Source organism: Pseudomonas sp. 11/12A, assembly GCF_000800055.1.
GTDB classification, from domain to species: Bacteria; Pseudomonadota; Gammaproteobacteria; order Pseudomonadales; family Pseudomonadaceae; genus Aquipseudomonas; species Aquipseudomonas mohnii.
The window spans coordinates 1,464,621-1,483,179 of sequence record NZ_JUGV01000001.1 but is presented as its reverse complement, the minus strand read 5'-3'; the positions used below and the strand labels follow the sequence as shown (position 1 = coordinate 1,483,179).

17 protein-coding genes are annotated in these 18,559 nt (G+C 58.9%); 9 read left to right on the top strand and 8 right to left on the bottom strand.

Translation table 11 applies throughout. The features are described 5' to 3' along the window. Positions 1 to 13: 13 nt before the first annotated feature. Both GQ39_RS06850 and GQ39_RS06845 read right to left on the bottom strand, forming a co-directional pair. On the bottom strand, positions 14 to 292 hold the full coding sequence (locus tag GQ39_RS06850; protein WP_047528452.1) for a bacteriocin immunity protein: 279 nt from the start codon (positions 290 to 292) through the stop codon (positions 14 to 16). Then, positions 279 to 2,828 carry an S-type pyocin domain-containing protein gene (locus GQ39_RS06845; protein ID WP_047528451.1) on the bottom strand — a complete coding sequence of 850 codons (2,550 nt, stop codon included), beginning with the start codon at positions 2,826 to 2,828 and terminating at the stop codon, positions 279 to 281. The genes GQ39_RS06850 and GQ39_RS06845 overlap by 14 nt, the downstream gene beginning before the upstream one ends. 572 nt (positions 2,829 to 3,400) lie before the next feature. Here GQ39_RS06845 and GQ39_RS06840 point away from each other — a divergent pair. Next, complete coding sequence (locus tag GQ39_RS06840) at positions 3,401 to 4,429, top strand: HAD family hydrolase (protein ID WP_047528450.1); 1,029 nt, start codon at positions 3,401 to 3,403, stop codon at positions 4,427 to 4,429. Between the two features lie 236 nt (positions 4,430 to 4,665). After that, positions 4,666 to 7,032, top strand: coding sequence for a tetratricopeptide repeat protein (locus GQ39_RS06835; RefSeq protein WP_047528449.1), 2,367 nt, complete (start codon positions 4,666 to 4,668; stop codon positions 7,030 to 7,032). Positions 7,033 to 7,184: 152 nt separating this feature from the next. Here the strand turns inward: GQ39_RS06835 and GQ39_RS06830 are convergent, their stop codons facing one another. Beyond that, the gene (locus GQ39_RS06830) at positions 7,185 to 7,664 is read right to left on the bottom strand and encodes a DUF934 domain-containing protein (protein ID WP_047528448.1); all 480 of its coding nucleotides are present in this window, start codon (positions 7,662 to 7,664) and stop codon (positions 7,185 to 7,187) included. After that, positions 7,661 to 9,334 carry a nitrite/sulfite reductase gene (locus tag GQ39_RS06825; RefSeq protein ID WP_047528447.1) on the bottom strand — a complete coding sequence of 558 codons (1,674 nt, stop codon included), beginning with the start codon at positions 9,332 to 9,334 and terminating at the stop codon, positions 7,661 to 7,663. Before GQ39_RS06825 ends, GQ39_RS06830 begins: the two co-directional genes overlap by 4 nt. Before the next feature lie 326 nt (positions 9,335 to 9,660). Between GQ39_RS06825 and ccoN the strand changes: the two genes are divergently transcribed. Together ccoN and GQ39_RS06815 are read left to right on the top strand one after the other, a co-directional pair. After that, complete coding sequence (gene ccoN, locus GQ39_RS06820; protein WP_047528446.1) at positions 9,661 to 11,088, top strand: cytochrome-c oxidase, cbb3-type subunit I; 1,428 nt, start codon at positions 9,661 to 9,663, stop codon at positions 11,086 to 11,088. Then, positions 11,088 to 11,309 (top strand): hypothetical protein, encoded by a 222-nt coding sequence (locus tag GQ39_RS06815; RefSeq protein WP_047528444.1) that lies wholly within the window; start codon positions 11,088 to 11,090, stop codon positions 11,307 to 11,309. The genes ccoN and GQ39_RS06815 overlap by 1 nt, the downstream gene beginning before the upstream one ends. Positions 11,310 to 11,379: 70 nt before the next feature. Here GQ39_RS06815 and GQ39_RS06810 read toward each other — a convergent pair whose 3' ends face one another. The 4 genes from GQ39_RS06810 to GQ39_RS06795 form a co-directional block, all read right to left on the bottom strand. After that, positions 11,380 to 11,874, bottom strand: a complete 495-nt coding sequence (locus GQ39_RS06810; protein ID WP_047528442.1) for a hypothetical protein — start codon at positions 11,872 to 11,874, stop codon at positions 11,380 to 11,382. A gap of 113 nt (positions 11,875 to 11,987) precedes the next feature. Further along, entirely contained in the window at positions 11,988 to 12,509 is a 522-nt protein-coding gene (locus GQ39_RS06805; protein ID WP_047528440.1) for a GNAT family N-acetyltransferase, read from the bottom strand. 170 nt (positions 12,510 to 12,679) lie between these two features. Further along, positions 12,680 to 13,660: a LysR family transcriptional regulator gene (locus tag GQ39_RS06800; RefSeq protein ID WP_047528438.1), complete on the bottom strand. Its 981-nt coding sequence runs from the start codon at positions 13,658 to 13,660 to the stop codon at positions 12,680 to 12,682. Positions 13,661 to 13,732: 72 nt separating this feature from the next. Then, entirely contained in the window at positions 13,733 to 14,173 is a 441-nt protein-coding gene (locus GQ39_RS06795; RefSeq protein WP_047528436.1) for a carboxymuconolactone decarboxylase family protein, read from the bottom strand. A 205-nt stretch (positions 14,174 to 14,378) separates the two neighbouring features. On the opposite strand from GQ39_RS06795, the gene pdxR reads away from it, so the two are divergent. From pdxR to GQ39_RS32235, 5 genes are all read left to right on the top strand, one after another. Then, positions 14,379 to 15,812, top strand: a complete 1,434-nt coding sequence (gene pdxR, locus GQ39_RS06790; protein WP_047528435.1) for a MocR-like pyridoxine biosynthesis transcription factor PdxR — start codon at positions 14,379 to 14,381, stop codon at positions 15,810 to 15,812. A 123-nt stretch (positions 15,813 to 15,935) separates the two neighbouring features. Beyond that, positions 15,936 to 16,229 carry an antibiotic biosynthesis monooxygenase family protein gene (locus tag GQ39_RS06785; RefSeq protein WP_047528434.1) on the top strand — a complete coding sequence of 98 codons (294 nt, stop codon included), beginning with the start codon at positions 15,936 to 15,938 and terminating at the stop codon, positions 16,227 to 16,229. 197 nt (positions 16,230 to 16,426) lie between these two features. Beyond that, the gene (locus tag GQ39_RS06780; protein WP_047528432.1) at positions 16,427 to 16,846 is read left to right on the top strand and encodes a cupin domain-containing protein; all 420 of its coding nucleotides are present in this window, start codon (positions 16,427 to 16,429) and stop codon (positions 16,844 to 16,846) included. Between the two features lie 227 nt (positions 16,847 to 17,073). Continuing rightward, positions 17,074 to 17,784: a hypothetical protein gene (locus GQ39_RS06775; RefSeq protein WP_047528430.1), complete on the top strand. Its 711-nt coding sequence runs from the start codon at positions 17,074 to 17,076 to the stop codon at positions 17,782 to 17,784. A gap of 148 nt (positions 17,785 to 17,932) precedes the next feature. Beyond that, positions 17,933 to 18,508, top strand: a complete 576-nt coding sequence (locus GQ39_RS32235) for a hypothetical protein (RefSeq protein ID WP_152613966.1) — start codon at positions 17,933 to 17,935, stop codon at positions 18,506 to 18,508. Positions 18,509 to 18,559: the final 51 nt, after the last annotated feature.

Here is an 18,559-nt window from a genome sequence, read left to right as displayed (position 1 = left end):
GTAGAGGTGTTAGTTATTCTGGCTTGAACCCGGGTTTATTATTGGCGGCACGCCATTCTTTGACTTCTTTCAGGACGCCTTCGGGACTATCTTCCTGGCCCTCCTTTGGGTAAAAGATAACGTCTGAGCGGTCTGGATGTTCAGTGACTGACTCAAAATGGCTTAAGAGTCTGTCTCGATACTCCTCAAGCGCTCGCCCTTTTAAACTGCTTGTCTGATGAAAAAACTCGCCCAAAAAAGTCAGAAATTCCGCCTCAGTGTAATCCTCGAGTTTTTCTTTAAAAAAGATCATTATGGTTACCTTTATGCAGTTTGATATGACGTTTCGGGGTCATTACCAATAAATTATCAAGATCATAAACAGCGCCATCTTTTGAAATTTCAATTTGATGATGGAGCTCGAATGTCTTCCGCCCTCCGATTTGATCAATCCTCGTGGGATACGGAGCTGAACCATCTCGCATTCTTTCGAGGTTACCTTTATTAAATTGCATACTTAGTAATGCATCCGCCGCAACAGCCTTCCAAAACGCCTCCCTGAACCGATGAAAATTAGCAAACTCACGCCCTCTTAACTGATCAGCAATCTGCGAAGGTATAGGCGCTCCCTGCCCTCGCGCAGCATCCCCCAACCATACCCCCGAAATCGCTTTCCCCACTCCGGTCGCAACCCCCGGATCGTCCCGTCGATCACGAAACAGGGCATCCGGCGAAGGCAATTCCATATCCCCCGGAAACCCCGGAATACTCGCACCAATCTCCCCCTCATCAACAGCCGGAAACGTCTCGATTGGCGGTAGGACGGGGATGGCCGGGCTGCCGGGATAAACCAAGGGGTCGGTCGGTATGATCGGTGATGTCGTCGACCCGAGGTGTTCGCTGCCCGGCGGCACCAGGGGTGTCCAGCTATTGGCCGGTGGAATTGGCCAGGGTGCGACCGCCGGCACGACGCCAATCCAACCCTCGGCACTGTTCGGCACCTTGATGCGAATTTGGTCGAGATTGAACGGGTCGGTCCAGAACTCCGAGCGTTCTTGATAACGCATTTCGAACTCGCGGTTTTCACCGACCCATGTGCTTTTCGGTGCATAGGGGGCAAACCCTTGTTCGATGCGTTTTTTGTTCACCTCATCAAAGGGCGAGACAAGCAGGCGATACTCTCCGAGCGCTCGCCAAAGCGCTTCGTCGAACGCCCCGAACGACGTGAACTCCCGCCCCCGGAACTGCTCGCCGATTTGCGTCGGGATGGCTGCACCCACAGGCTGGGTTGCTGTATTCCACCAGCCCTGTGTGGCCTGCTGACCTGAGCCCGTGACAACTCCCATCCCCATGGGTGGAACGCCAAAAGACAGATAGATCGGCTCAAGGCCAGGCACGCAAACGATGCAATCTTGAATGCGCCAATCCACACCGGCCGGTATGGCTTGAATCTGTGGCTGCGTAACGGCCAAAGGCGTCTGGCTGGGCATCTGCGCTTGAGGCACAGTGTCTGGCGTGAACTCCACATATCGGGTGGGTGAACCGGGAATTTCTGCGCTGTACGCACCGGTTAGCGGATCCAGCGATGCGTTTACCACCGGAACCCGGGAGTCAATCTCGCCTCCAGTTTTGGCGGCAATGATTGCAGTGCCCCCGTCTGCGGCTAATGGCTTGAGCCGATACTCCACGTCCACCGAGCCGCCCGCGTCAGCGACTGTTTGCAACTCTCTACTGTCGTGAAGCTCCAGCGTATTTGCCGGGATGGCAACAGCGTGGAACAAGCGAGCTCGTTGTTCGGGTGATAACTCTCCGTTGCCCAGCTCGGATGGATACGCCATTCCGCCGACAAATACTGCAACTTGACGCACAGTGAGCGTACCCGCTACTTCGGTCAATAAAACCACTGACCGGGTAACGGCGATTGCCAATGCATCCGCCGCTCCCGCAACCCACGCCCTGCCGGGGATGACGAGCGCCGAAACGGCAGCCATCGATTGCTTGACTGGAAAACGACAGGTGTTGGCCTGCTTGACCCGCTCTAAGCGAAAGTCTGCGTCGGTCTGCTGCTTGAAGCGAATGCGCGCATCACGCTGTTCAATGGTCAGGCGATACTTTTCCCATACAGCAAAATCCCGGACCGCACTAGCATGTTCTCGGGCTAACGCGTTGCTTTTTTCATAGAGCATGTCGAGCTGAGTCGATAACAGCCTTGCTTCATGAGCTGCGCCATAAGCGTTTTCCCAGATATGATGGCCGTGACTCAGCGCCTCTCCGAACGCCTCCAGACGTTGCAGGTAATCGTTTAAAGTTCGAACAAGCGCGTCGTGTCCATCGTATGATCGAGCGGCAATATTCTTTTGGTTCAGCTCTTCAGTTTTACGAGCGATCAGCCCATCGATTTCGCTTTTTTCTTTACTGAGGGAGTAAAGCCGGTAGCGCTCAAATGGGACATCACTGACGAATGGCGTTCGTACAGCCCAGATTTCCTGCTGAAGCGATTGCGTGTTTTTTCCAACTCTTGCAGCAAAACTTCGATCGAGCTCAGCCCTCACAACCCCATGACGCTGGGCCATCCCAGCGAGTAATTGCTGTCGAGCCTGGACGCGGGCTTGTTCCTGCGCTCGTGCAACAGCTTCTGCGTTTTCTTTGGCCTGCTTTTCCCTTAGTTGCAGCAGGGCCTTCCTCCTGAGGGCTTTGGTCTTTGCACTGGGGCCGCCAAAATTACCTGAAGCGCCGACCCTGTTACCGCCGCCACCTCCGCCTCCTCCACCCCAGCCGCCACCGGAAGCCGGCGGACCGGACCTGATTACTACGTCACCTGACGTTCCATCGTTCAATCGTTGTGCCATACAGTCTCTCCTTGTCTGTAGGGCACAGCATCTCGCTGAGATATTGGTCAGGTGCGGTACATATTTATAGGATTGGATTTGTATCGAATGTCCGGATTTTTCGGTGACGCGAAATCGTGATGTCTTGCATCAAAATGCCCGCTCCAGAACCCGCCTGCTTGTGCGCCCTGGAGAGGCCCCTCGGTAACTTGATTCGCGTCACTGATGGTCAGTTAGGGTTTAGTAGCCCGGCTTGTTGCCACGGGGGCTTGTACCGTCAGGTCCGTAGCCCCCCCCCCGAAACTATCGATACTATTTCTGCATAGGGGTCAGCCCTCTCACCACAGATCCTTGAAACCCACCTTTTGCCTTCACGCAGACGGCAGGTTTCGTCGATTCAGCCCCTACACTCACGTCGAAACGGACGTCAAATACCCCGTTGTCTATACAAGTCACCTGGAGCGACTAACGATCAAGCTCCGCACCCCAAGCAGGGAATCCTTGACTACGCTCCATAGTCAGGCCGAACGCAGCAAATGAGCTGCCGTTCCCGGACTGCAAACACTCAATCCGGTTCACTCGAAGGAACGCCCATGACGAACCCGATCAGCCACCGCCACTTTCACGGGTTGAAGCTGCTATTAGCCTTGGCTTTAAGCCTGCCACTGCTGGCTCAGGCCGCCGAACCACTGCCCTCCTGGAACGACGGCCCAGCGAAAAAGAACATCATCGAGTTCGTGCAGGCGGTGACCGATCAAGGCAGCAAGGACTTCGTCAAACCCGAGGACCGCATTGCCGTGTTCGATAACGACGGCACCTTGTGGAGCGAGCAGCCGATGTACTTCGAGCTGCTGTTTGCCCTGGAAGAGGTCAAGCGTACAGAGCCACAACACCCGGAATGGAAAACCACCCAGCCGTTCAAGGCGGTGCTGGAAAACGATCACAAGGCGCTGGCGGCCACCGGGCTGGACGGCATGATGAAGATCTTCGGTGCGACCCACACCGGCATGACCACCGAGGCCTTCGACGACTACGCCAAGACCTGGCTCAGCCAGGCGCGCCATCCGAAAACCGGCAAGCCCTACACCGAGATGATCTTCCAGCCGATGCTGGAAATGCTCGACTACCTGCGTAGCGAAGACTTCAAGACCTACATCGTCTCTGGTGGCGATACCGCTTTCATGCGCGCCTTCGCCGAGAAAGTCTATGGCATTCCGCCCGAGCAAGTGATCGGCACCACCTTCGTCACCGCGTTTCAATACAAGGATGGCCAGGCGTCGATCCTGCGCACGCCAAAACTGGCCCATAACGACGACGGCCCAGGCAAACCGGAAAGCATCGACGCCGTCATCGGCAAACGGCCGATTCTGGCGTTCGGCAACTCCGACGGCGACCTGCAGATGTTGCAGTGGACCGCCGCCGGGCCGGGCAAACGCTTCATGGGCCTGGTGCATCACACCGACGCCAAGCGCGAGTGGGCCTATGACCGTGAGTCGCAGATCGGCCGCCTGGACAAGGCCCTTGACGAAGCCAACAAACGTGGCTGGACGGTGGTCGACATGGCTACCGAATGGCGTCGGATCTACCCGTTCGATGCCGCCACAACAGAGCAAACGCAATAGATCAACCCGGCTGAGGTGTTCAACAAGGCATAGTCAGACATGGACTATGCCGCCCCATCGAAGAATGAACACCTGCCAGCAGCACCCTATGCAGTTTTCCATTGCCTACGACCTGGGCGCGCCAAAGCTGCATAACCGATCACAAGCGTCATTTGACAGACGCCGGTCATCCGGCAAAGCTGCATCGAGCTGAACGTGCGCCTGACGGCAAACGTACCTGGACCAGGGAAGTCGCAATGCCGAAACATAAAAATAATGCAGCAACCGCAACCCCTGATTCGCAACCGCCCCTGATCAATCGCTACCTGTTTCCCGTCACCATCGGCGTTTTGCTGCTGGCGGTCGCGGGCATCGGCTGGTTTCTGTTCGGCAGCCATCCGGCACCCGTGACCTACGCACCGGTCAGCAAAGCCTCGGTTGAACCGGCCAAAACACAACCGCAACCCGTTGCCCTGGCGCCGGCCAAAATGGTCGATGAGCAACAATGCCAGGGCTGCCACAGCGCGCAGGTCAAGGACTGGCAAGGCTCCCATCACCAATTGGCGATGCAACCGGCCAATGCCGACACCCTGCTCGGCGACTTCAACAACGTCACCTTCAAGGCGGAAAACGAAACCACCCGCTTTTCGCGCAAGGACGACGGCTTTTGGGTCAACACCCCCGGCAGCGATGGCAAGAACGCCGACTTCAAGGTGGCCTACACCTTCGGCATTGCCCCCTTGCAGCAGTACTTGATCGAGGTCGGCGAAGGTCGACTGCAAGCCCTGGGCGTGGCCTGGGATACCGAGAAGCACCGCTGGTTTCATCTCTATCCGGGCCAGGGCGTGACCTTCAAGGACCCGCTGCACTGGAGCAAACCGAGCCAGAACGCCAACTTCATGTGCATCGAGTGCCACACCACCGGTTTCAAGCGTAATTTCGATGCGGCGAAAAACACCTTCGACAGTCAGTGGAACAGCCTCGGGGTCGGCTGCCAGGCTTGCCACGGCCCGGCCTCGAACCATCTGGAGTGGACCGCGAAGAAGACCGACCTGATTCACGCCGGTTTCGCCGTCGATCTCAAGGACAAGAACGCCACCGTCGAAATCGAAACCTGCGCCCGCTGCCACTCGCGCCGCGCGCCCTTGGACGACGGTTACACCGTTGGTAAGCGCCTGATGGATGACTACCTGCCGAGCCCCCTGACCCGCGAGCTGTATGCCCTGGATGGCAAGATCAAGGACGAGGTGTTCGAGCACGGCTCCTTTGCCCAGAGCAAGATGTTCGACAAGGGTGTGCGCTGCAGCAATTGCCACAACCCGCACAGCGCCGAGCTCAAGGCGCCGGGTAACGGCGTCTGCCTGCAATGTCACAACAGCGCCGGCAAGACGGCGGTGCAAACCGTCGATGGCAAGGGCCTGCAAGCGAAGAACTACGACTCCATCGAACACACCCGCCACACCATGGGCCAACCGGGTTCGCAGTGCGTGGATTGCCACATGCCCGGCAAGTTCTACATGGGCAACGACTTCAGGCATGACCACAGCTTCAGCATTCCCAATCCCGAGCGTGCGGCAAGACTCGGCACACCGGACGCCTGCCTGACCTGCCACCAGGGCAAGGCGGGTGAAAAGGTCACCGAGCAGTTCAAGCTGTGGAACACCGCCAACGCCAGCCCCGTCCAGCCCCCTCGCTACGACGAAAGCCTGTGGCTGATTCGCAACGGCCAGCCGGGCGCGGCGCAGGCACTCTACGAGCAACTGCAACGCAGCAACTTGCCGGCGATTCAACGGGCGACCCTGCTCGCCGAGTTGCCGCTGTATCCAAGTAAGCAGACGTTGAAACTGGCGACCAATGACCTGAGCCATCCAGCCCCGCAAGTGCGTGAAAGCGCGGTCCACGCCATCAGTGCGCTCCTGCCGCCCGAGGAACGCGCTGCACTGCTGTCGCCGTTGCTCGGCGATCCGGTGAAAGCCGTGCGCATTGCCGCAGCCCGGGACTTGCTCAGCGTGGCAAACAGCGGTCTGGGCAACGCCCTGGCCAGTTGGGAGGCCGCCATCGCCGAGTACGAAAACGTGCAGAAGAGCCTCGCCGAGCGTGCCGAATCCAACCTCAACCTGGCCATGCTGTATCAGGCCAGCGGACGCAGTGACGAGGTCGAGGGCTTACTGCGAACAGCGCTCAAGCGTGATCCGGGCTTCTACCCGGCCCTGGTGACGCTGGTGCAATGGCTGGAGGCCAAAGGCCGCCGTCAGGAAGCACAGGCGCTCTTGGCGCAGAGCCTGAAAGAGCACCCGGACGCCGCCCTGCTGCAACATACCCAGGGTTTGTCGCTGGTGCGCGCCGGCCAGTCCGCCCAGGCCATGCCGTTCCTGCGCAAAGCCGCGCAACTGGAACCGCAGAGTGCGCAGTTTGGCTATGTGCTGGCCGTGGCGCTGCACGACAGCGGCAAAGTCGATGAGGCGTGCGCAGAACTGGAACGGCTGCTGAACGTGCAGCCGGCCAACCGCAATGCGCGCTTGGCGTTGATCCAGTACTACCTGGATAACGGCCATGGACCCAAGGCGCAGGAGCTGTTGCAGGGTTGGAAGAAAATGAACATGGGCGATCCGGCGTTGAAGTGATTGGGGGCTGATCCAGAGGCCCCTTCGCGGGCAAGCTGAACGGGTCAAGTAATCACGGCCAATGATCAACCTGTGGGAGCGAGCTTGCTCGCGATGAGGCCAGTTCAGACAACACTGATGTTGAATGTCAGACCGCGCCCACAGGTTTGGCATCAACGCCGCCGAAACAACGGACGCGGCTCTATCACCGAGCGTCCGTACAGCACGCTCATGCCGGCCAATCCTTTCAATGCATCCTCGGCGGATTTATCCGCCCGCACCGCAAAGCTGTCGAAGCCGCATTGGCGCATGTGGCTGAGCTGGTCGCGAAGCACGTCACCGATGGCACGCAACTCGCCCGTCCAGCCCAATCGAGTGCGCAGCAAGTACGCCTGGCTGTAGCCGCGACCATCGCGAAAATTCGGAAAGTCCACGGCGATCAGCGGCAACTCAGGCAACCACGGCGTGAGGCCCTCCACGTCATCGTCTGGCCCCAGCCACAGCGCGTATTGCCGCGGGTTTTCCAGCCAACGGGCCAATGGCAGGATCAGCTTGCCCGCCGGCAATGGCGCCAGCAGGTCCCGGACCAGCGTCCATGGATCGTCCTCGATCAGCCGCGCCGCGCCCTCTTGCAGACGCAACAGATTGTTCATGCCGACACCTCCAGCACTTTCGGATAAACCGCCTCTTTGAACGGTTCCAGGCCGATACGCTGAAAGGTATCGACGAACACTTCCTCGCTCTCGCGATAACGCACGAAGGTGTCGATGATCAGCTCGATCACCGCGGGCACTTCGGCAGCGCTGAAGGATGGCCCGATGACCTTGCCCAGCGCACTGTTTTTGCCCTGGGCGCCGCCGAGGGTGATCTGGTACCACTCGCTGCCGTTCTTATCGACCCCCAGGATGCCGATATTACCGATGTGATGGTGCCCGCAGGCGTTCATGCAGCCCGAGATATTGAGGCTGATATCACCGAGGTCGTGCAGGTAGTCGAGGTCGTCGAAACGCGCCTGGATGGCCTGGGCGATGGGGATCGACTTGGCGTTGGCCAGTGCGCAGAAATCGCCACCGGGACAGGCGATGATGTCTGTCAACAAGCCGACGTTGGCACTGCCCAGGTTGTGTTCGCACGCCAGGCGCCAGAGCGCGAACAGATCGGCCTTGGGCACGTCCGGCAGGACGATGTTCTGTTCGTGGGCAATGCGGATCTCGGCGAACCCGAAGCGCTCGGCCCATTCGGCCACCGCCTCCATCTGTTCGCTGGTGACATCGCCCGGCGGCGCGGCATTGCCGGGTTTGGTCGACAGCACCACGCTGGCGTACCCCGGCACCTTGTGCGCCTGCACATTGCGCTGCACCCAACGCGCGAACGCCGGGTGCTCGCTCAGGTGCGTGCCGAAATCAAGGCTGGTGCCCGCCAGTTCGCGGTACGGCGGCGCGACGAAGGCACTGGCCACGCGCTCATATTCATCTTCGGTCAGCTGTGCCGGACCGTCCCTGAGGTACTGCCATTCCTCCTCGACTTCGCGGGCGAACGCCTCGATACCCAGGGCCTTGACCAGAATCTTGATCCGCGCCTTGTACTTGTTGTCCCGCCGGCCATGGCGGTTATACACCCGCAACACCGCCTCGACGTAGGACAGCAAATGCTGCCACGGCAAGCCTTCGCGGATCTGCAAGCCGAGGATCGGCGTACGTCCCAAGCCCCCGCCGACGATGACCCGCAGGAGCATTTGCCCATCGCTGCCGGGATAAAGATAGAGGCCGATGTCGTGCATCATGATCGCCGCCCGATCCTGCTCAGCCGAGCAGATGGCGATCTTGAACTTGCGCGGCAGGAACAGGAATTCCGGGTTGATGGTCGACCACTGCCGCAGGATTTCCGCCAGCGGGCGCGGGTCGATCATTTCGTCGGCCGCGACCCCGGCAAAAGCTTCGGTGGTGATGTTGCGCACGCAGTTGCCGGACGTCTGGATCGCGTGCATTTCCACCTGGGCCAGGCGTTCGAGGATGTCCGGCACTTCGGCCAGTTCGATCCAGTTGAACTGCATGTTCTGCCGCGTGGTGAAGTGGCCGTAACCACGATCGTAGTCGCGGGCGATGCTCGCCAGCGTGCGCATCTGCCGGGCGCTCAGCGTGCCGTATGGGATGGCCACGCGCAGCATGTAAGCGTGTTTCTGCATGTACAGGCCGTTCTGCAGGCGCAGCGGCAGGAACTCTTCCTCGCTCAGTTCCCCCGCAATGAAGCGTTCGACCTGATCGCGAAACTGCGCCACCCGTTCGAACACCAGCGCCCGGTCATAGTCGTCGTACTGATACATGTGGCTACCTCATCAGGATTTGGCACAAAACCCTGTAGGAGCGAGCCTGCTCGCGAAAAACGCACAGGCAACGGGGGCATCCAGACAGCCCGCGTCATCGTTGACGCCCATCGCGAGCAGGCTCGCTCCTACAGGAGGCAGCACTATGGACCGGCGCTGATTTTCATTACAGATTCAGATCTTGGTTAAAAAGCCGTATCAGAGGTGGATCAACCAGGACAGGGTTATTTCCAATCTGATCCGCACTAATGAACTTTTCCTGAGCCTGTTTTGTTTGCGCCACGGTTTCTACAGTGCACGGCATTGCAACCGTGGAAGCATTGAGCATGAGCACAACAACTGTCGGGCAAGCCTATAACTACAAGGTCGTGCGCCAATTCGTCGTGGCGACGGTGATCTGGGGCGTCGTGGGGATGGCGATGGGCGTATGGATCGCCTCGCAACTGGTGTGGCCGCAGATGAACCTGGATCTGCCGTGGACCACCTTCGGCCGTTTACGCCCGCTGCACACCAGCCTGGTGATATTCGGCTTTGCCGGCAGCGCGCAATTTGCGGCCAGCTACTACGCCGTACAGCGGACCTGCCAGGTACGGCTGTTCTCGGACACACTCGCCGCGTTCACCTTCTGGGGCTGGCAATCGGTGATTGTGATCATGTTGATCAGCCTGCCGCTGGGTTACACCACCACCAAGGAATACGCCGAAATCGAGTTCTCAGGCGCGGTGTGGATGACCGTGGTCTGGATCGCTTACGCCATCGTGTTCTTCACCACGGTGGTGCAGCGCAAGACCAAACACATCTACGTCGGCAACTGGTTCTTCGGTGCGTTCATCGTGGTGATCGCGATGCTGCACGTGGTCAATCACCTGTCGATCCCGGTGGGCTGGTTCAAGTCCTATCCGGTGTATTCCGGGGCCACCGATGCCATGGTGCAGTGGTGGTACGGGCACAACGCAGTGGGTTTCTTCCTGACCACTGGTTTCCTCGGGATGATGTATTACTTCGTGCCCAAACAGGTGGGGCGTCCGGTGTATTCCTATCGCCTGTCCATCGTGCATTTCTGGGCGCTGATCACCCTGTACATCTGGGCCGGCCCGCACCACTTGCACTACACCGCGCTGCCAGACTGGGCGCAGTCGCTGGGCATGGCGATGTCGCTGATTCTTCTGGCGCCGAGCTGGGGCGGCATGATCAACGGCATGATGACGCTGTCGGGCGCCTGGCATAAGTTGCGCACCGATCCGATCCTGCGCTTTCTGGTGCTGTCCCTGGCGTTCTACGGCATGTCGACCTTCGAGGGGCCGATGATGGCGATCAAGACCGTCAATGCCCTGTCCCACTACACCGACTGGACCATCGGCCACGTGCACGCCGGCGCCCTCGGCTGGGTGGCGATGATCACCTTCGGCGCGACTTATCACATGGTGCCGAAAGTATTCGGTCGCGAGCAGATGCACAGCACGCCGCTGATCAACCTGCATTTCTGGCTGGCGACCATTGGCACGGTGCTGTACATCGCCTCGATGTGGGTCAACGGCATCACCCAGGGCCTGATGTGGCGGGCGATCAACGACGACGGCACCCTCACCTACTCCTTCGTCGAAGCCTTGCAGGCCAGTCATCCCGGATTTGTGGTGCGCTTTGCCGGTGGCGTGTTCTTCCTTAGCGGTATGTTGCTGATGGCGTACAACGTGTGGCGCACGGTACGGGTGGGCGACGTGGCCATGGCTGAACGGGAGGCGCAGATCGCCTGATGATTGAAATCGCACTGAATATTCTGGCGGCGGCGAGCCTGTGGCTGGGCGTCGAGTACTGCCTGAGAAGTCACTCGGCGCAAAGCCTCGATGACGCCAGCCTGATGCCATTTGCCGATGACCCGGAAGTGGCGCGGCGGGTGGAACAGGCGACAGGGAAGACGGTGAAGGCCGTCGCCCCGCCAGCGCCGAAGCCGGGATGGGGCCACCTCGAACTCTGAGACAACAGCCTACCCCTGTGGGAACGAACTTGCTCGCTCCCACAGGGGTCCTGTGCATTGATCAATACGTTCAGTTGCGCTCGCGGGGGATCAGGCTTTGCAACTGTTGCGCCAGAAAGTTCGCATCAAAGGCAAAGGTATCCGGGTCCTTCAGGCCATTGGTCTTGCGCCACTGCCAGCCTTGTGACGGCGGCAGGCAAACCAGGGAAACACTGCCGTAGCGTGCGGCGGTAAAGCCCATCACCGCCACCGAAATCTGCCCGCCGACACCCATCACATCCGGCACGAACTCCACCGGCTTACCGGCAATCAGGATGCTCAGCTTTTCGGTATTGAAGGTGGACGTCTCCACCGGGACACTCGGCCCCGAGGCGACATAGGCTTCGCGACTCACCTCCAGCAGATTCGGCGCCTTGACCGGTTCCAGCCACTGCTGGATCTGATCGAACAGCTCGCCAATGCGCTTGGCCCACTCGGCCGATTGCGTCTCGAACAATTGCTTCTTATGCGCTTCGCTGTCTGCGTAATGACGAAGCATCTCGCCTAGTTGCTGTACGTCGTCCATCGCGATGTTCCTTTGGTTGAAGCGGTGCTGCGGACCCTGAGCATGGCAGAAGCGCGCCGCTGGCGTGCGACTAAAAGCACGAGCGGCGCTGGCGTTTGCCCTGAACCGGTGATTCAACCGGCCTTAAGTGGGCGACGCAGGCGCGCCATGCTCAAGGTATCGACGAATACCCCGTCACGCACCGCGTAATCGCGAAAGATCCCTTCGGTTTCAAAGCCAAATTTGCGATACAGGCCGATGGCAGCCTCGTTGTCGGCATAGACGGACAGTTCGACCCGCCGCAGATTCATCCAGTCATCGGCGATATCCAGCGCCGCCGCCAACAGCTTGGTACCAACGCCCTTGCCCTGCCACGCCTGCGCGACCCCCATGCCAAAAGTCCCCGCATGGCCGCGACGGACACGTGAAAACTGCTCAAGGGTGATACTGCCGACAACGGCTCGCTGGTGCAGCGCCACCAATTGAACGATTCGTTCGTTGTCCGACGCCAGGCGCTTTCGCCAGGTCTCGCTGGACGGAAACGGCATTTGCAGCGTCTGCCGGGCGACCATGGGGTCGTGGTAAAGCGCGGTGATGCCCTCGATGTGGGATTCGTTGAGGCGTTCGAGGGTGATGACAGGGTCGGTGGCGGGCATGGGTGACTCATCCTTGATACAGACATGGCTGCTCACTCTATATCGCAAACTTCCCGGCTGGCGATCCCCCTGTGGAATCGAGCCTGCTCGCGAAGAGGTCCTGCAGGCACATCGATGGAACCTGATACACCGCCATCGCGAGGAGGCTCGCTCCCACATTTTGATTGGGCTCAACGTTCGAACCACTCCCGGCGCTCGTTGAAGGTGCCGTTGATCAACTCGACGATCATCCGCACCTGCGCATCCGCCTCGGAGTGGCGATTCACCGCCAACCAGACCTGACGCTGCATCGGCAGGTCGAACAGCTCTGGCAAGCCGATCAAACTACGGTCGAAACGGCTCATGTAGCCGGGCAGCAGGCCAATGCAGGCGCTGCAACGGATCATTTCCAGCATCAGTTCATAGGAATGCAACTGCACCACCCCGGCCAGGCGCTGGTCCACCAGGGTGTTCCAGGCTCGAAAGCTGTCGATCTGCCGATCATGCTGCCATTGCACGAGCAGGAAATCGGCCAGGTCATCAAGGCTGTCCGGGCGCGAAGCGACCCTGGAGTAACGTTTGGCGATGTGCGGCAGGTAGTCGAGACGTGCCAGGCACCGAGGTTCGCTGATGGCAAAACTCGGCCCGGGTAGCGCTGAATCGGCGCCAGACAACCACAACACCACATCGGCACTGACGGCTCGCAGGGACAGCTCGCTGTCGAGGCTGATGATGTCCAGGCGCACGCGGGCATTGCGCCGCAGCAAGGCCACCAGGTCGCGCCCGAGAATGTCATGCAGGATCGATTCGGCGACGGCCAGGCGCACCAGAGGCTGTTCGATCACCGGCAAGTCGCGCTCGTGGGCCAGTGCGATCAATTGTGAATGCAGTTGAAGCCCGTCACGACTGAGGACGACTCCATTGTCCGAGGGGCTGAATAATGAGCACTGCAGCTGTGTCTCCAGTTCCGCCAATTGCTTGCGTAACCGGGTCGCCTTGATATTGAGGCTGCGCGCCGCCTGCATGAAACAGCCAGAACGCGCGGTGACGCTGAAACACTGGGCCAGCACCGGATCGACATCCGCCGCCAGTGTCCGCCAGGAAACGCTTTTATCGAGGGGCGCGCCATACTCGGTAATGCGCCGACGGCTGCCGGTTCCCATGATTGGCATTGATGACTCCCTGTCCTTCTATCCGTGCGATCCATCCTGCGCACCTTTCATGAACGCCGTATGACAACCCGATCAGGTACTGGGGCTTTGCCGGAAACTCACCGCCAGGCGATTCCAGCTGTTGATGGTCGTGACGGCGAGGGTCAGGTCGACCAGTTCAGCTTCGCTGAATTGCGTCCGCGCCTGCTCGTAGACGTCGTCCGGCACGTGGCTTTCGGCAAGCAGGGTCACGGCCTCGGTCCAGGTCAGGGCCGCGCGCTCGCGCGGGTTGAAGAAGTTGCTGTCGCGCCAGACCACAATCGAGTAAAGGCGCCGGTCGGTCTCGCCCAGGCGCCGGGCATCCACCGAATGCATGTCGGTGCAGAACGCACAGCCATTGAGCTGTGAAGCGCGGATCTTGACCAGGTGCAGCAGCGCCGGTTCGATGCCCAAGCTGCTGGTCAAGGCCTCCATCGCGATCATGGCTTTCATCGCCTTGGGTGACGCGCTGTAGTAATCCAGGCGGGGGTTCATGACAAGCCTCGTGCAGCGAGAATGTGTAATTCACGGTATCCGTTGTTACCCGGGCGTTACAGGTCCAATTTGGCGAAAAATCCGTGGACCACCCGCCTCCAGACCAATTGACGGTTTTTGCGCCACGCAACTTCTGCATAACCTCCGGATGGGGGTAATCTTGCGCGACGCACACGCGCCTCAATTGCCCCGGAGCTTCGCCGGTATGGAACTGCATGTTGTCATCAATGGCCGCAAGGACCTGGCAGGTCAGCTGTACAACCAACTGCGCAGCGCCATCGAGTCCGGGCGCCTGGCGGCAGGGACGCAGCTGCCACCCAGTCGCCTGCTGGCCGAGCAACTGGGCATTTCGCGCAAGACCATTTCCGACACCTACGCTCAACTGACCTACGAAAACTTCCTCACCGGAGTGATCGGCAAAGGCACCTACGTCAACGCTCGGGCTTCGAAAGTCGAGCGTAAACAGAGCCACTCGGAACTGGCCGGATTCGAGGTCATCGAATCCTGGCGCAACCTGCCGGTGTTTCTGCGCCACCCGAAACTGGAAGGCTCGCTGCGCTACGACTTCATTGGTGGCGCCACCAGCAAGGGCCAGTTTCCCCAGGACGACTGGCGGCGCTGCACGTCCCATGCCTTGCGGCAGATCTCCGCGTCCAAAGGGTTCTACAGCCTGCCGGAAGGCCTGCCAGCACTGCGCAATGCCATCGCCCGGCACATCGCGTTTTCTCGCGGGGTCAATTGCCAGGATGAAGACGTGGTGGTGTGCAACGGCGCCCAACAGGCCCTGGACCTGATTTCCCGGGTGCTGACCCGCCCGGGCAGCATCGTCGCCATGGAGGACCCCGGATACCCGCCCGCGCGCCTGTTGTTCGGCACCCACGGCGCCACGGTGATCGGCGTGCCGGTGGATGGCGAAGGCATTCAGGTGGACAAGATCCCCCTTGGCACCCGGCTGATATATGTGACCCCGTCGCACCAGTTCCCGCTGGGCATGCCCATGAGCCAGGAACGGCGCGTGGCGTTGCTGGCCAAGGCTCACGAGCTAGGCGCAATCATCATCGAGGACGACTACGACAGCGAATTCCGCTACGAGGGCCGGCCCACGGACTCGCTGCAAAGCATGGATGAGCGCGGAATCGTCGCCTACGTCGGAACCTTCTCGAAAACCTTGCTGCCGGAGTTGCGGCTGGGTTATGCGATTCTGCCGCCGGCGATTCTCGATGCGGTGGTACGCGCCAAGCAACTGACTGACCTTCACACCTCTACCCTGCCGCAATGGGCGCTGGCCAAGTTCATCGCCGAAGGCTGCCTGCTCAAGCACATTCGCCGTTGTCACAGCATCTACGCCGGTCGACGGGAACGGATACTGGCGCGAATCGCCACTGACCTCTCGCCATGGCTAGAAGCGGTGCCGACCACGGCCGGTTTCCACATGGTGGTGTTGTGCAAAGTACCGATCGATGTGCCACTGGTGATCGAACTGGCGAAAAAAGTCGAAGTCGGGCTCTACCCCATCAACAGTTTTTTCTACCAGCAAGCGCCGCTGGCCGGGCTTTTCCTCGGCTTTGGCGCCATTGATACCCTGGACATCGACACCGCTCTGGATCGCCTGCGCGACATCTTGCAGCAAGTCGCCTGACGGATTGGTCTGCGACTTTATCCGGCGATTGGCTATTGGTGGTCCGGGGGTGCGGGCCTATCCTGCATAGGCGTTATCTCTCAATGAGCAGGATTCGTCCGGCCTGATTCAGGAGCGTGAGCAATGCCCAACCAAATGATCAATACCCTCAAGGTGAAAGCCGTCTCCGGCCGCTCGGACGAGCTGGGTAAGCAACTGCAAAAGATTGTCGAGACGCTGCGCGATCTACCGGGCTGTGAGTCCTATATGGTCGACCGTTGCCCCGACGACAGTAATCGCTGGACCGTCAGCTCCCATTGGCAATCCGAAGCGGCCATGCAATCGCATTTCAACAGCCCTCAAGTGCAGGGATTTATCGACCTGATCGATTGCCAACTGGCCAACGCCGTCGACTTCAACAGCTTTCCGATTCGTTAAGTACACGATTAAAGATCGCAGCTTTCGCCAGTTCCTGCAGGGCATGGGTACCTCTGTAGAAGCTGCCGGAGGCTGCGATCTTTTTTGTCCGCACACTGACATTGGTCCCCTGGACTTCCCGAATATTGGCTGTTTGTTTGTTATGGGTGGCGGACTAGATTGGTTCCGGACAACTCACCCATTACAGGTAATGAACCATGAACGTTTTGCGCTTCTGTACTGCCCCTTTTGTTGCCCTGGCCCTGGTCGTTTCCGCCTCGGCGTTCGCCCATGAAGCCGGTGGTCCTTCGGAAAAGGTCACGGTGTTGCAAGATCAAATGCTGCAAAACGCGCCTGGCAAAAAAGCCATGATGATCGAAGTCGACTACAAGCCAGGGCAATCCTCCATTGCACACAAACATGAGGGCACTGCCATGGCCTACGTGTTATCCGGGGCCGTCACTTCTCAGGTGAAGGGCGAAAAAGAGCGGACCTATAAGGCCGGTGAGTATTGGTACGAACCGGCCGGTTCCGAGCACCTTGTGTCGAAAAACGCCAGCAAAACGAAGCCTGCAAAGCTATTGGTGTTCATGGTGCTCTCACCGGACGAGAAAGTGCTGATCCCGTTGGAAAACTGATGGCTGAACGTACAGCCATAAACAAAAAGGCCCGAATCATTGATTTGGGCTTTTTTATATCTGCCGGCAATTAACCGAAAAGTTTTAAATCAAACAAAACTATTACCCGGCGGATAACTACGGATATTGGCTACTGCATGGGAGTCAAGCGGTTTAGTCTGGAATGACGGCCGCTTAAAACCGGCTATTTAACTTTCCGACTGATGTTGTTTCACTGGAGAAACACCATGAAACTCGCGCTTGTCAGTACCTTGACAATGACCGTCCTAATAGCCGGCTGCTCCATACCCACCGCTCCTTCGGCGGTTTCTTCTCTGGACGGCATGTTCACGCAGCCGGTCGGACGCAGCAATGCCACGAGCATTCCCAACGCCCACAATGTTTCGCTGGGCATCGTCTACAGCCGTAACACCCAGGCCAACCGCGCCTACCTGCAGGATTACCAGGCCAACGCCGGTACCGGTTTCGGCCAGAGCCTGCTGGTGCAGCCGATTCACGATGCCTACGTAGCCACCTCCCAACCCGACCTGGCCGTGGATTGGGTCAAGGCCTCGTTGCAACGCCAGTTCGGCTCGGTCACGGTGTACCCGGACATGCAAAGCCTGAAGGCGGCCAAACCGGACGTGGTCGGCATCGTCGACAGCCGCAGCCAGTTGATGACATCGCGCAGCTCGGACATCGAGGCGAAGGTCAGTGTGGACTTCTACGACAAAAACCTGGGCTACATCGGTACGGCGCAAGGGCATGACGCCAAGGCGATGAGTCCAGTGTGGGCGGACTACAAGCGCAGTGAAGAAATCGTCGCGGATATTAACGAACAGCAAAACGTGCAAGTAAGAGCGCTGCAGAAGTTTGACCAGTCGCTCAGTAATTTATTGTCCAATCCGACAAGTAATGTCTCGATGATCGACAAAACGACAGAGCAAATACTGTACTAAGGCTGCGACAACCATGGCGAGCAAACCTCGACTGGGAGAGGAAGGGTTTGCTCACATTTAATCAACGCCGTGACTTTTAAATAGCGATATATTCAGTTCCGCGCGACAGCGTCAACTACCACCATCTTCTACAGACAAGGACGTCTTCATGACTAAAGACCAGGAAAGATCCTTCATCGCCCGCATCACTTGCGCTGGAATCAACATGACATTTTTTGACGAGTTGTTGAGCCCGGGGCATTTCCAATTCAACGGACGCAGTTCTCCAATACCTCCAAATGTAGTGTCGACATTTGAAGCCTACGATCCAGTCACCCAAACAATGCGCCCTGTAGGCCGTAGAAAAATGAAGACCATGGTCGTCCACTTCAAGTGCTATGACGACTACTACAACATTCAGATTGTGAGCGAAGCCTACTATCAGAAATATTTCAGCAAGGACGGACAAGGCGTACTGGGTGCCTATCCGGCCGCCGGCGGTGATACCACCTCCTTCAATTTGCTGAACAGCGATCACCAAATCATCACTCTGGATGATTTCAGCAGCGACTACGTGACCCTTCACTTGAAAGCACGTAACGCCGGCATCATCAAAAAGGAAATCTGGCGCGACCCGGCCTACAGCACTTGTTTCACCGATAAATCCGGAGACATCGCCACGTTCAGGCTGGATATTCTGGAAAGGCACGTCTCTACACCTGCACGCTCCACGCCCTACACTTGAGTGATCGAGCCATGGGCCGGCGTTCTGCCCGCCCTTAAACAAAAAAGCCCC

Coding starts and splice junctions, on each gene's coding strand:
- GQ39_RS06825 (WP_047528447.1), bottom strand. CDS start 9,334: ATGTATCAGTACGACGACTATGACCGGGCGCTGGTGTTCGAACGGGTG.
- GQ39_RS06845 (WP_047528451.1), bottom strand. CDS start 2,828: ATGGCACAACGATTGAACGATGGAACGTCAGGTGACGTAGTAATCAGG.
- GQ39_RS06780 (WP_047528432.1), top strand. CDS start 16,427: ATGAACGTTTTGCGCTTCTGTACTGCCCCTTTTGTTGCCCTGGCCCTG.
- GQ39_RS06850 (WP_047528452.1), bottom strand. CDS start 292: ATGATCTTTTTTAAAGAAAAACTCGAGGATTACACTGAGGCGGAATTT.
- GQ39_RS06795 (WP_047528436.1), bottom strand. CDS start 14,173: ATGAACCCCCGCCTGGATTACTACAGCGCGTCACCCAAGGCGATGAAA.
- GQ39_RS06815 (WP_047528444.1), top strand. CDS start 11,088: ATGATTGAAATCGCACTGAATATTCTGGCGGCGGCGAGCCTGTGGCTG.
- pdxR (WP_047528435.1), top strand. CDS start 14,379: ATGGAACTGCATGTTGTCATCAATGGCCGCAAGGACCTGGCAGGTCAG.
- GQ39_RS06785 (WP_047528434.1), top strand. CDS start 15,936: ATGCCCAACCAAATGATCAATACCCTCAAGGTGAAAGCCGTCTCCGGC.
- GQ39_RS32235 (WP_152613966.1), top strand. CDS start 17,933: ATGACTAAAGACCAGGAAAGATCCTTCATCGCCCGCATCACTTGCGCT.
- GQ39_RS06775 (WP_047528430.1), top strand. CDS start 17,074: ATGAAACTCGCGCTTGTCAGTACCTTGACAATGACCGTCCTAATAGCC.
- GQ39_RS06805 (WP_047528440.1), bottom strand. CDS start 12,509: ATGCCCGCCACCGACCCTGTCATCACCCTCGAACGCCTCAACGAATCC.
- ccoN (WP_047528446.1), top strand. CDS start 9,661: ATGAGCACAACAACTGTCGGGCAAGCCTATAACTACAAGGTCGTGCGC.
- GQ39_RS06830 (WP_047528448.1), bottom strand. CDS start 7,664: ATGAACAATCTGTTGCGTCTGCAAGAGGGCGCGGCGCGGCTGATCGAG.
- GQ39_RS06840 (WP_047528450.1), top strand. CDS start 3,401: ATGACGAACCCGATCAGCCACCGCCACTTTCACGGGTTGAAGCTGCTA.
- GQ39_RS06810 (WP_047528442.1), bottom strand. CDS start 11,874: ATGGACGACGTACAGCAACTAGGCGAGATGCTTCGTCATTACGCAGAC.
- GQ39_RS06800 (WP_047528438.1), bottom strand. CDS start 13,660: ATGCCAATCATGGGAACCGGCAGCCGTCGGCGCATTACCGAGTATGGC.
- GQ39_RS06835 (WP_047528449.1), top strand. CDS start 4,666: ATGCCGAAACATAAAAATAATGCAGCAACCGCAACCCCTGATTCGCAA.